Source organism: Cytobacillus sp. NJ13, assembly GCA_030348385.1.
Classification (GTDB): domain Bacteria; phylum Bacillota; class Bacilli; order Bacillales; family Cytobacillaceae; genus Cytobacillus.
In genome coordinates this window covers 3,292,029-3,303,547 of the sequence record JAUCFP010000006.1, presented here as the reverse complement: position 1 = coordinate 3,303,547, position 11,519 = coordinate 3,292,029, and the positions used below count along the sequence as shown (strand labels likewise).

The 11,519-nt window shown below is 43.1% G+C and carries 12 protein-coding genes; 10 read left to right on the top strand and 2 right to left on the bottom strand.

From position 1 onward, the window contains the following. Nucleotides 1-2: 2 nt before the first annotated feature. From QUF73_16455 to QUF73_16440, 4 genes are read left to right on the top strand one after another with little or no spacing between them, the layout of a single operon-like run. Entirely contained in the window at nucleotides 3-590 is a 588-nt protein-coding gene (locus QUF73_16455) for a cob(I)yrinic acid a,c-diamide adenosyltransferase (protein MDM5227754.1), read from the top strand. Then, nucleotides 587-1,081: an ECF transporter S component gene (locus QUF73_16450; GenBank protein ID MDM5227753.1), complete on the top strand. Its 495-nt coding sequence runs from the start codon at nucleotides 587-589 to the stop codon at nucleotides 1,079-1,081. The genes QUF73_16455 and QUF73_16450 overlap by 4 nt, the downstream gene beginning before the upstream one ends. Continuing rightward, entirely contained in the window at nucleotides 1,078-1,797 is a 720-nt protein-coding gene (locus QUF73_16445; protein ID MDM5227752.1) for an ATP-binding protein, read from the top strand. Before QUF73_16450 ends, QUF73_16445 begins: the two co-directional genes overlap by 4 nt. Then, nucleotides 1,794-2,414, top strand: a complete 621-nt coding sequence (locus QUF73_16440) for a histidine phosphatase family protein (GenBank protein ID MDM5227751.1) — start codon at nucleotides 1,794-1,796, stop codon at nucleotides 2,412-2,414. The genes QUF73_16445 and QUF73_16440 overlap by 4 nt, the downstream gene beginning before the upstream one ends. 63 nt (nucleotides 2,415-2,477) lie before the next feature. On the opposite strand, the gene QUF73_16435 is transcribed toward QUF73_16440, so the two are convergent. Beyond that, complete coding sequence (locus QUF73_16435; protein ID MDM5227750.1) at nucleotides 2,478-2,966, bottom strand: 8-oxo-dGTP diphosphatase; 489 nt, start codon at nucleotides 2,964-2,966, stop codon at nucleotides 2,478-2,480. A 111-nt stretch (nucleotides 2,967-3,077) separates the two neighbouring features. On the opposite strand from QUF73_16435, the gene QUF73_16430 reads away from it, so the two are divergent. The 3 genes from QUF73_16430 to QUF73_16420 all read left to right on the top strand — a co-directional run bounded on the left by QUF73_16430 (nucleotide 3,078) and on the right by QUF73_16420 (nucleotide 5,648). Continuing rightward, a complete protein-coding gene (locus QUF73_16430; protein ID MDM5227749.1) occupies nucleotides 3,078-3,461 on the top strand; it encodes a VOC family protein in 384 nt (127 codons plus the stop codon). Between the two features lie 225 nt (nucleotides 3,462-3,686). Next, on the top strand, nucleotides 3,687-5,153 hold the full coding sequence (locus QUF73_16425) for a SulP family inorganic anion transporter (GenBank protein MDM5227748.1): 1,467 nt from the start codon (nucleotides 3,687-3,689) through the stop codon (nucleotides 5,151-5,153). Between the two features lie 75 nt (nucleotides 5,154-5,228). After that, a complete protein-coding gene (locus tag QUF73_16420; protein MDM5227747.1) occupies nucleotides 5,229-5,648 on the top strand; it encodes a universal stress protein in 420 nt (139 codons plus the stop codon). A gap of 179 nt (nucleotides 5,649-5,827) precedes the next feature. Here the strand turns inward: QUF73_16420 and QUF73_16415 are convergent, their stop codons facing one another. Next, nucleotides 5,828-7,018 (bottom strand): dicarboxylate/amino acid:cation symporter, encoded by a 1,191-nt coding sequence (locus QUF73_16415; GenBank protein MDM5227746.1) that lies wholly within the window; start codon nucleotides 7,016-7,018, stop codon nucleotides 5,828-5,830. A gap of 470 nt (nucleotides 7,019-7,488) precedes the next feature. Here QUF73_16415 and QUF73_16410 point away from each other — a divergent pair, with 470 nt between their 5' ends. From QUF73_16410 to QUF73_16400, 3 genes are all read left to right on the top strand, one after another. Beyond that, the gene (locus QUF73_16410) at nucleotides 7,489-8,565 is read left to right on the top strand and encodes a D-alanine--D-alanine ligase (GenBank protein ID MDM5227745.1); all 1,077 of its coding nucleotides are present in this window, start codon (nucleotides 7,489-7,491) and stop codon (nucleotides 8,563-8,565) included. A 116-nt stretch (nucleotides 8,566-8,681) separates the two neighbouring features. After that, nucleotides 8,682-10,055: a UDP-N-acetylmuramoyl-tripeptide--D-alanyl-D-alanine ligase gene (gene murF / locus QUF73_16405; protein MDM5227744.1), complete on the top strand. Its 1,374-nt coding sequence runs from the start codon at nucleotides 8,682-8,684 to the stop codon at nucleotides 10,053-10,055. 283 nt (nucleotides 10,056-10,338) lie between these two features. Beyond that, the gene (locus tag QUF73_16400; GenBank protein MDM5227743.1) at nucleotides 10,339-11,034 is read left to right on the top strand and encodes an alpha/beta fold hydrolase; all 696 of its coding nucleotides are present in this window, start codon (nucleotides 10,339-10,341) and stop codon (nucleotides 11,032-11,034) included. Nucleotides 11,035-11,519: the final 485 nt, after the last annotated feature.

The window sequence follows — 11,519 nt, the reverse complement described above, 5'->3', positions numbered from 1 at the left end:
TGATGAAACTTTATACACGAACTGGTGATGAGGGAAAAACAAGCATTATCGGAGGCAGGGTGGAAAAGGATGATGTAAGGGTTGAAGCATACGGAACAGTGGATGAAGTCAACTGTTTTGTCGGGCAGGCTATGACACAGCTGGATCCGTCCATTTTTCAGGATGTCCTGGAGGATTTGGAGAAGATCCAGCATGAGCTTTTTGACTGTGGCGGCGACCTTGCAAATGTTTCGAAAAAGCGGGAGCTGAAATTGTCGAAGGAATCTGTAGACTATTTGGAGACTAAGATTGATCAATTGATTGAGGAAGCGCCAAAGCTTGAAAGGTTTATTCTGCCTGGGGGAGCACCTGCATCTGCATCCATTCATATTGCCAGGACAGTAACCCGGAGAGCGGAGCGGCTCGTGGTCTCACTGAAAAAAGCGGATCCGGAAACCTCTGCAGTGGCACTGAAATTCCTGAATCGTTTATCTGATTATTTCTTTGCCCTGGCAAGAGTGGTTAATTTCCGTCTTAACCAGAAAGATGTGGAGTATGTGCGCAGTGCTAATGTATTCCGTGAAGGAAAGCGCAAGGAGGATAAGGAATGAAAAGCATGCGATTGGGCATGGCAGCCATGCTTGTTGCACTGACAGCAATCGGTGCAGCGATTAAAGTTCCGGCCATTATCGGAAGCGTGGCACTGGATGCATTTCCTGCTTTGCTTGCAGCCGCGCTGCTTGGAGGCTATGGCGGTGCGGCCGTTGCGGCCATCGGGCATTTGCTGTCGGCGTTATTGGGCGGCATGCCTTTAGGGCCTCTTCATCTCCTGATTGCTGTTGAAATGGCACTGTTAGCCTTTATTTTCAGTTCATTGTATCAGAGAGGCCGGCACTGGCTGGCGGGAATTCTTTTTGTGTTAGGCAATGCCTTTGCAGCTCCGCTTCCATTTATCTTTTTAATGGGCCAGGCCTTTTACCTGGCAATTGTGCCTTCTCTTTTTATAGGCTCTGTGATAAATGCTGTTATTGCTTATATAGCGATACCGAGACTTGTCAAGCTTGTGGGCCCGGCTCTTTCCAAAGCGGGTGCTGAGCAGTGAGGGATGTCTTAAGCTTTCCTATTAATTCTGAAGAAATGATTGTGGTAGCAAGTGATAACAGCGGAGCAATCGGCGAGAAAGAACAGGACGCTGTGCAGGTTCCTTACGAGACCGTTTCGTATTATTCCTTCCGAGTCGCTGTCATGGAATGTATGTCAGCGGGTGCTCAGCCATTTGCTGCAGTACTTCAGAATTTCTGCGGAGATGATGCCTGGGACCAGCTTATACGGGGCATTAAGAAGGGGGCCGATGAATTAGGCCTTACGGAACTGCAAATCACCGGCAGTACGGAAAGCAATTTTAACCTGCTTCAATCTGCGGTAGGGTTATCTGTACTTGGCAAAAGGCAGGGAGCACTTCCTGCTGAGACCCTAACGTATACAGATGATACAAGGATAGCGGTTATTGGTTCCCCTTTAGTTGGCCAGGAGCTGATTGAAAGGGAGGCGGAGGCAGCACCCCTGAAGCTTTTTAAAATAATCAACTCCATTGAAGAAATTGAGACGCTTCCTGTAGGTTCAAAAGGCATTCTGAACGAGCTGAACGGGCTGTTCTCCAATAGGAAGTTTGAGGTTATGGACCTTGAATCAGCAGTGGACTTGGGAAAATCATCAGGCCCATCAACTTGTTTTATAGCCGTTTTTCCCGAAGCGAAATCGGAAGAAATCAGGAAGCTGGCAGGAAGCTATTTTCATATATTGATAAGAAGGGCATGAAAAAAGGAATGCTGACTATATATATCATCCGGCACGGTGAGACGGAATGGAATAAAGAGAAAAGAATGCAGGGGCGCCTGGACTCTGATTTAACGGAGAAAGGCAGACGTGATGCGAAACTGCTGGGAGAGAGAGTAAAGGATATAGAATTTAAGCGTATTATATCTTCACCGAGCAAGCGGACTTTACATACAGCCCAGCTTGTAAGAGGAACAAGGGAGATTCCGGTCGAGACAGATGAAAGGCTTATGGAAATAGATCTTGGTGATTGGCAGGGAAGAGTGGAAAGTGAAATAAGGGAGCTATATCCGGCTGCCTTCGATGCCTATTGGAACCGGCCGGAGTCCTATGAAAGTGCAGGAGGAGAAAGCTTTTACGATGTGGCAAACCGCGTTGCTTCCTTTCTGGAAGACCTGCAAAAGACCTTATCAGAAGGCAGTGTGCTGATTGTTACCCATGCTGTTGCTGTCAAAGCTCTATATATGCTTTGCCGCAATGCTGCTGTTGAACGCATTTGGGACCCGCCCTTCATTCATGGAACCAGCCTGACCATCCTGCAGATCGACCGGGATAAAAAGGAGTTCCTCTTAGAAGGATGCATGGCTCACTGCGAATAAGGCTCGCTAAAAACGAGCCTTATTATTTTTTATAAGGTTCCTCAGAACACTTTGGTTCCTTCATTATATCTTAGCAAAAACCCTTGTCTTGCTCGCTCCTTCTGTATTTTGCTCTTCATCCCAAACTGAATGGATCTCAAAAGTCCCTTCTTCGAAAAAAAGCGGCAGCTTTCTCTTGAACCAATCCTGCATAGGAAGGTCCAGTGCATCTTGTCTTGAAACCCACTGCAATTCTCCTTCAGGAGGATCTGCAAGAAGGCTTCCTTCAAAGGAGTCTGCCAGATAATTAAATACCATGTAGCGGACATTCATCTGGGGGTTTACGTACTCATCCCAGCCTTTAAAAATAATATTTTTGACATGCAGCCCTGTCTCCTCAAGCACTTCGCGTTTTGCTGCGTCCGTAATGCTCTCGGGAAACTCTACTTTTCCGCCTGGTGCGAGATAGCCAGGGAAGCCTTTATAATCTGGGCGTTTTATGAGAAGGATCTGATCTCCGTCTGCAATCATGCACATGGTGTACATCTGATGTTCAATTTCTTTCCAGTTCATTGCTGCACCTCTATTAAATGATTACAAAGATTATACATTCTTTTAAAAGGAGAAAATACCTCCTATATTGAAATCATATCATGAATAGAAAATTTGAAGAGGTGAACATAAGTGGAATTGAAGATGGGATATGTCATTTTATATGCGGAAAGCCTGGAAAGAACGAAGCATTTTTATGGTGAATTGCTGGGCCTGAAGCTTAGGAATGAATTTGGAACTTACATCGAGTATGATACAGGCAGCACCATTCTTTCTTTTAATACGAGAGAAGGAGGACGGGAAGTCACCGGGCTTCCAATACCGGATGGATTAAGAAAGGAGCAGACATTTGAGCTGGGATTTATCACAGAAGAGGTAGAAGCGGCTGTGGAAAAGCTAAAGGCCGCAGGAGTGCCTGTCCTGCTTGAGCCTGTTGAAAAGCCTTGGGGCCAGAAAGTGGCATATGTGCAAGACCCGGATGGACATTATATTGAGATTTGTTCGCCTATCGGATAATAAATGACTCTGCTCCAGGGTCATTTTTTTGTTGGAAATTATTTTTTATATGCATAGTAATCTGTTGATTTCGAAAGAAAAACATAGATTTTAAGTATTTTTAGCGCTTACCTAAGAGTTTGTAAATATAAGTAAATATGTTATGATTCTATATGTTTTTGTCGGCCCGACTTTGATGAGAGTTCAAAGTCATTACTACAAATCTATTAATAAAGAGGTGTTTATTTGAAAGTTTTATCAAAAAAAGAACAATGGTTCGGCAATGTTAAGGGAGACATTCTTGCTGGAATCGTAGTGGCATTGGCACTAATCCCAGAGGCGATTGCATTCTCGATTATTGCTGGTGTCGATCCAATGGTTGGATTGTATGCTTCTTTCTGTATTGCTGTAACCATTTCAATAGTTGGCGGAAGGCCTGGAATGATTTCTGCTGCAACTGGTGCGATGGCGTTATTAATGGTTACATTAGTAGCTGATCACGGACTGCAGTATTTATTTGCTGCGACCATTTTGACGGGAATTCTGCAGATCTTATTTGGTGTGCTTAAGCTGGCCCGCTTTATGAAATTCATTCCGCGTGCGGTTATGATTGGGTTTGTTAACGCACTGGCAATATTGATTTTCATGGCACAGCTTGAACAGTTTGCAGATGCTTCATGGGTAATGTATGCGATGGTTGCCGGTGCATTGGCGATTATTTATATTTTCCCGAGATTTACTAAAGCAATGCCATCTCCTCTGGTGGCTATTATTGTTATTACTGTCATTGCCATCATGACAAAGAGTGATGTGCGCACAGTTGGCGACATGGGAACTATCACATCGGCCCTTCCGGCATTCTTTATACCGGATGTTCCATTTAACCTTGAGACTCTGAAGATTATTTTCCCATACTCTATTGCCCTTGCGATCGTGGGCTTGCTTGAATCTTTGCTGACTGCATCCATAGTTGATGACATGACCGATACGGCCAGTGATAAGAATATGGAAAGCCGCGGACAGGGAATTGCGAATATCGTGGCAGGTCTATTCGGCGGAATGGCAGGCTGTGCCATGATTGGACAGTCCGTTATAAATGTGAAATCTGGCGGGAGAGGCAGACTTTCGGCTTTGACAGCCGGCACATTCCTTATGTTTCTGATTTTAGTATTAGGAAATATTGTCGTTCAGATCCCGATGGCTGCATTAGTTGGCGTTATGATCATGGTATCGATCGGTACATTTGACTGGTCATCCATTAAAGGCCTTGCTAAGACGCCTGTCACAGATTCGATTGTTATGGTGACAACGACTGTTACAACTGTTTTCACTCATGACTTATCCAAAGGAGTGTTCGCGGGGATCATCCTAAGTGCGATCTTCTTTGTCGCTAAAATTTCGAAAGTGCATGCTGCATCACGAATTGAAGGAGATAAGAAAATATACGCTGTAACAGGCCAGGTTTTCTTTGCTTCTGTAGATGAACTTGTAGCAGCATTCGAATTTAATGAAGTATTAAACGAAGTTGAAATTGATTTTACACAGGCGCATGTCTGGGATGACTCAGGTGTCGCTGCCATAGATAAGATTGTATTAAAGCTTCGTGACAACGGTGTGCTAGTCCGCCTATCAGGATTAAACGCGCCAAGCTCGAACTTGATTGAGCGTTTGGCCGTTCACCGCAAACCTGGTGCGAAATTATCCGGCCATTAATAAATGCTGTAATTAATACCACAGTCAGTTTTGACTGTGGTATTTTCTTTATAAGAATAAGTTAGGGGTGAGGCTGTGTTTAAAAAGATACTGATTGCTGCAGATGGATCCGATCATTCCATTCGTGCAGCCGCTAAAGCCATTCAACTGGCTGAACAGAATCCTGATTCTGAAATAACCGTAGTGTATGCTGTTGATGGCCAGACCTCAAAAGAAGATATCCTTCACCATTTTGATAAGAGTATAGTGGACCAGGTGAGGAAAAAACGTTTAGAGCCAATAGAAAACTTATTAAAAGAAAAGGGCATTTCATATGAAATAAAAATCCTGCAGGGAGAGCCTGGACCAGCCATTGTTGAGTTCGCCAACAAGATGGATTTTGATGTTGCTGTAGTAGGAAGCCGGGGTCTGAATACACTTCAGGAAATGGTGCTCGGAAGTGTTAGCCATAAAATAGCCAAACGTGTGAAAGCGCCTGTTTTGATTGTTAAGTAAAGTCCAGATATACACTTTTCACTTTCCTGGTAATGTAAAGCTGATGTCGCGCCAAGTGACCGATAAAATTTAAAACTGACCGATAAATTAAACTAAGTAACCGATATGCCGGCTAGTGCAGCAAAATTTATAAAAACCGCACAAAAAAAAGATGCCCCCACAGGGACATCTTTTTTCAATTAGCCAGCTTTCACAGCAGATTGAGGCTGAAGTTTCTTATCTTTGCCGCTTGCCTTATCTGATAATAGTGTCAGCGCACCGTCGCCGGTTACATTGCACGCAGTTCCAAAGCTGTCCTGGGCAAGGTATAGGGCAATCATAAGCGCAAGCATGGTTTCGTTGAATCCTAGCATGCTTTCAAGCAGACCCAATGCGGCCATGACAGCTCCTCCAGGGACGCCGGGAGCTGCAATCATCGTGATGCCAAGCATTAAAATAAAAGGCAGGATTTCTGCAAATGATGCTGTTTGACCCTGCAGCATCATCACGGCGATCGCACAGCTCACAATGGTGATCGTACTTCCGGAGAGATGAATCGTTGCCAGTAATGGAACAGAGAAATCCGCGACTTTTTCACGTGCACCAAGCTTTTTAACCTGTTTAAGCGTAACAGGAATGGTGGATGCGGATGATTGGGTTCCAAGTGCCGTAAAGTAGGCAGGCATCATATTTTTCATGAGTCTAAGCGGATTGGCTTTCATAAGGGTACCGGCCGCTGAATATTGAAGCAGTAAAAATAAAAGGTGAAGAGCAATAATCATGACAAATACTTTGGCAAATACAGAAATAATGGCGCCAACCTGTCCGCCCTGCGTCATATTGGCAAAAATCCCAAAAATATGGACAGGAAGCAATGGAATGATGACCTTTTCAATCAGTTTTTCAATAATATCACGGAAATCATTCATAGCATTTTGCAGAGTATTTCCCTTGATCGCAGCCAATCCAAGGCCTAGCGTGAATGAAATCAGCAGTGCCGTCATGACCCCCATTACAGGAGGCATGTCCACCTGGAAAAAGGGTGAAAGCAAAGCATCCTCAGGATTCTCAAACTCTTTGAAGCTTTGGTTTTTTAAAAGAACAGGGTATAACACCGTCGCAGAAAAATAGGCAACTAAACCAGCAGTGATCGTAGAAGCATAGGCAAAGCCAGTTGTAATCCCCAGCAGTTTCCCTGCGCCTTTTCCCATGCTCCCGATACCTGGCGCGATAAATCCGATAATAATTAATGGAATCGCAAAACCAAGAAAGTTTCCGAACAGTCCATTAAAAGTAGCAAATAGCTGAATAAGCCATTCAGGGGAAAAAGAACCTAATAAAATACCCAATGCTATGGCTGCAATAATTCTGGGAAGCAAACCGAACTTCATTTTTGTGTCCTCCTAAAAAATACAGTTGTTTTTGTTAGGAGGATTATATCCTGTTTTACGTTAAAAGTTAATAGATAAAACTTTTGTTATAATAATAAAATAAGTCCGATTATTTACCAGGGATTAAGGGTTTTTCTCTTTAATTGCTCTATCGCAGGCGGTTAGACGTTTTTTCAAGATAACAAATTGTAGAAAGTGAGTTTAAATTAATGCCAGAAAAGGAAATTATTTTACTGGATTAGATAAGAAAAGTTTCCTTTTTCAGGGCCATTTCATACATATAGGAATATGGGCGTATGCGGAGAAAAAAATTCCTGTGGAATTGAACATGTAATCACTCCCTTTCTTAAATGTGAAAGTGTTACAATAAAGAGTAGCTTGAAAGAGCATAAAAATCAGTTAAGTAAAATAACGGAATAAAGCGGCATGAGAAGCCGGTAAGTCCATGATTGAATATTGGAGGTTCTTTTATGAAAACGAAGGTTGGCCTTTTATACGGCGGAAAATCTGCAGAGCATAAAGTATCGATGCAGACTGCAATGGCTGTGATTAAAGCATTGGATTTAGAGAAATTTGAAATTCATCCTATTTATATATCTGAAGAAGGTCAATGGGTAAAGGGCCCTCAATTGCAAGGACCTGTTTCCAGTGTGAAGGAGCTGGAATTTTCCCAGGGGGAAGCACTTCCTCCAACTGCTTTGGCACCGACTCTTTTCCAGGATGCACAGAATAAAGGTCCATTTGATGTAATCTTCCCGCTGCTTCATGGTCCAAACGGGGAAGACGGCACTGTTCAAGGTTTGCTTGAGCTGCTTAACCTGCCATATGTGGGGAATGGAGTATTGGCTTCATCTGCAGGGATGGATAAGGTCATCATGAAGAATATCTTTGCACAGGCAGGCCTGCCACAGGTGAAGTATGTCTGGTTTATCCGCAGCGAGTGGGAAAATGAGACGGAAGCAGCCTACGATCAAGTGGAAAAGGAACTCGGATATCCGTGTTTTGTAAAACCGGCCAACCTGGGTTCAAGTGTAGGAATCAGCAAGTGCATGAACCGTTCAGAGCTTGAGGGAGCATTCAAAGAAGCTTTCCAATTTGACCGTAAAATTATCATTGAAGAAGGCGTTACAGCCAGAGAAATTGAAGCTGGCGTATTGGGCAATGATTATCCGGAATGTTCTGTTGCCGGTGAGATTGTCCCGAAAGTTGAATTCTATGACTATAAAGCCAAATATGAAGATGGGGACACAGCATTAATCATTCCTGCTGAAATCTCAGAAAATGAGTACAGTGAACTGAGGGACATGGCCATTAAAGCATTTAAAGCCCTTGACTGCTCAGGTCTGGTCAGAGCTGATTTCTTTTTAACAAGAGAGGGTAAGCTATACATTAATGAGGTTAATACAATGCCAGGCTTTACACCTTTCAGCATGTTCCCGCTTCTATGGAAGCATACGGGAGTGGAATATCCTCAGCTGATCGAAAAGCTTGTCGATCTCGCCATCGAACGCCATGCTGAGAAACAAAGCATCAAACACACAATGTAAAATGGCATAATTGTTGAAGGAAACACGGCATCTTTGTCGTGTTCCTTTTGTTCATACATAACTGGCAATATTAGATATACTATGAAATTATGATATTGCCGAATAGGAGGCGCCATATGATTAAGAAAACACTTCAGGAAATTACACAGATGATTAAAGTAGATAATGATGTATCATCTTTTAATGATACATCCATACAAGGCGTTAGCATTGACTCCAGAAAAATCAATCACGGCAATTTGTTCGTTCCATTCAAAGGGGAAAATTCGGATGGCTATCGATTTGTAGAAGATGCTATCGAAAAAGGGGCAGCCGCGGCTTTTTGGCAAAAGGACGTTCCTAATCCCCCGCTTCATCTTCCAATCCTGATCGTCGAAGATACACTAACGGCTCTTCAGGAATTGGCAAGAAGCTATCGTGATGAATTAAAGGTAAAAGTGGCAGGGATTACAGGAAGCAATGGTAAAACAACAACCAAGGATATGACCGCAAACCTCCTTTCCCTGCAATATAAGGTTCAAAAAACGGAAGGTAACTACAACAATCACATCGGTTTGCCTTTAACCATTCTGGCTCTTGAGGAAGATACGGAAATCGCTGTGCTGGAAATGGGAATGAGCGGCAGGGGGGAAATCGATTTTCTTACGAAGCTTGCCCGTCCGGACGCTGTGATTATTACGAATATAGGCGAATCACACCTGCAGGATTTAGGTTCCAGAGAAGGGATTGCAGAAGCAAAGCTGGAGATTGTAAATGGGCTCCAGGAAAATGGTCTGGTTATTTATTACGGAGACGAGCCTCTCCTGGATGAAAAACTGAAATCCTACAGCGGTTCTGCAGCTTTAAGAACTTTTGGAAGAACCGGGAAAAATGATGTATACCCGATGGATATTGAGCAGAATGACAGCGGCAGCACGTTTGGTATCAATGTGTCCAGCGGGAAGTTTTATCTGCCTGTGTTAGGTACCCATAATGTTCTCAATGCCCTGGCAGCCATGATAGCAGCATCCCATTTCGGCGTTCCGTACGAAAAGATGAACGAAGGCTTCGCAAGCTTAAAGCTGACGAACATGAGGATGGAACTTCTCGAGGGTCAAAGTGGAGAAAAAATCATCAACGATGCTTATAATGCGAGTCCAACATCTATGAATGCGGCGATTGAACTGATCGCCAACCTGCCAGGATATAAAAAGAAAATTCTTGTTCTCGGCGATATGCTGGAGCTTGGTCCGCAGGAGGAGGATTTCCATTATTCCACAGGTAAATCTGTGGATCCTGAAAAGGTTGATTATGTATTTACTTACGGCAAGCTTGGCGAATATATCGCCAAGGGAGCGAAGGAGGTACTGCCTCACGAACGGGTGGCCGCCTTTACTGACAAACAGCCGCTGATCGAAGAGCTGAAGAAACATGTGGATCCGGAAACGATTATACTGGTTAAGGCATCCCGGGGCATGAAACTTGAAGAAGTTGTCTCAGCCCTTCAATAATTGCTAAGAAAAGAATAATAACAACACTTTAACAGATAGAATGATAAGACTGAAACAGCTGGAAATAACATATCATTCTCATACTTTGTTAATTCTGTTTTTGTATATATCTGTTATTATAGGAAATAAACCCCTGTTCCACGTGAAACAGGGGTTTAAATTATTTTTATATAGTTCCTTCGTTATAATTTTTATCTTCCAACAGGTTTGATTAGTATGGCAAAAAGGAAAAAGTGTAAAATAGAAATTGACATATATTATAAAGAATGGCGGTGACTCGAGAATGATTGGCTGCATGTGCATACATGGTTTTACAGGAGCTCCATTTGAAGTAGAACCTTTAGCAGAATATTTGAAAGAACATACAGACTGGGAGATTTCCGTGCCGACATTGCCGGGTCATGGCGATGAACTGAAGCTAAAGGGAATTGCCTATAACAAATGGATTGAGCATGCTGAGGAAGAGCTGAAAAGGCTGATAAGCCGCTGTGAAAAAGTGTATGTAGTCGGCTTTTCGATGGGCGGCCTGATCGCCAGCTACTTAACAGTGCATTACCCTGTGGATAAGCTGGTCCTGCTTAGTGCTGCTGCTTATTATGTAAATCCAAAACAGCTTTTCTTCGATATTAAAGAGATGGCAAGGGATGCCTTCAAGGGAAACCTGGCCGACAATGAGCTGTTCGTCAGATATAAGCGGAAAATAAGTGCGACACCGATTACGGCAACTCTTCAATTCCGCAGGCTTGTGGCCTCTATCAAACCTATCTTAAATCAGATCACTGTGCCGACATTGATTGCGCAAGGTGAAAGTGATGGAGTTGTGCCACCAAGAAGTGCCAAATATTTATACAATAATATTAGTTCATCAGCCAAAAAATTAATTTTTATAAAGGACTCGAAACATCTTATCTGCCATTGCGGGGAAGGGGAACGCCTCTTTCAGGAAATCCTTGGTTTCCTTCAAAAAAAGCCGGAATGATAAGGTTTTCAGCCAGCCTTCAAGTTTGCAATGCTTACTTGGAAATGGTAATATAAACACCAAAGTGCCAACAGGAACTTCTTTTGAGAACCCGGACATACTCCAGCAGGAGAATGTCTTTTTTCATTAAATACAGAGGTATTGCTGAGAACGTCATACTTCAGTATGGCCATAAATATATGAGTGCTTTCTCTTTGAAAAACTCATCTTTAGAGACCTGATTGTCCGTGAACAATTTGGATAGAATTTACCCTCATCCTTTCCTCAAGCGGGTTTCATAGTGAGTGGGACTCTTCTTAACGAAACATAACCGCACTTTTTATAAAAATAAGAAGTTACAGCATCTAGAGACCGGATACTGCCGGTTAAAAGGCTCCTTACGGGGTGCCCTAACTTTTCTTATAATCGTCCGGAAGAGTGACTCATAGGCCAATTTTCAGGAGAATTTCCTGCCTGCAGGTTTGCAGGGACAAAATTTTTCTATG

Coding starts and splice junctions, on each gene's coding strand:
- QUF73_16435 (MDM5227750.1), bottom strand. CDS start 2,966: ATGAACTGGAAAGAAATTGAACATCAGATGTACACCATGTGCATGATT.
- QUF73_16440 (MDM5227751.1), top strand. CDS start 1,794: ATGAAAAAAGGAATGCTGACTATATATATCATCCGGCACGGTGAGACG.
- QUF73_16410 (MDM5227745.1), top strand. CDS start 7,489: ATGAAAACGAAGGTTGGCCTTTTATACGGCGGAAAATCTGCAGAGCAT.
- QUF73_16400 (MDM5227743.1), top strand. CDS start 10,339: ATGATTGGCTGCATGTGCATACATGGTTTTACAGGAGCTCCATTTGAA.
- QUF73_16450 (MDM5227753.1), top strand. CDS start 587: ATGAAAAGCATGCGATTGGGCATGGCAGCCATGCTTGTTGCACTGACA.
- QUF73_16415 (MDM5227746.1), bottom strand. CDS start 7,018: ATGAAGTTCGGTTTGCTTCCCAGAATTATTGCAGCCATAGCATTGGGT.
- QUF73_16455 (MDM5227754.1), top strand. CDS start 3: ATGAAACTTTATACACGAACTGGTGATGAGGGAAAAACAAGCATTATC.
- murF (MDM5227744.1), top strand. CDS start 8,682: ATGATTAAGAAAACACTTCAGGAAATTACACAGATGATTAAAGTAGAT.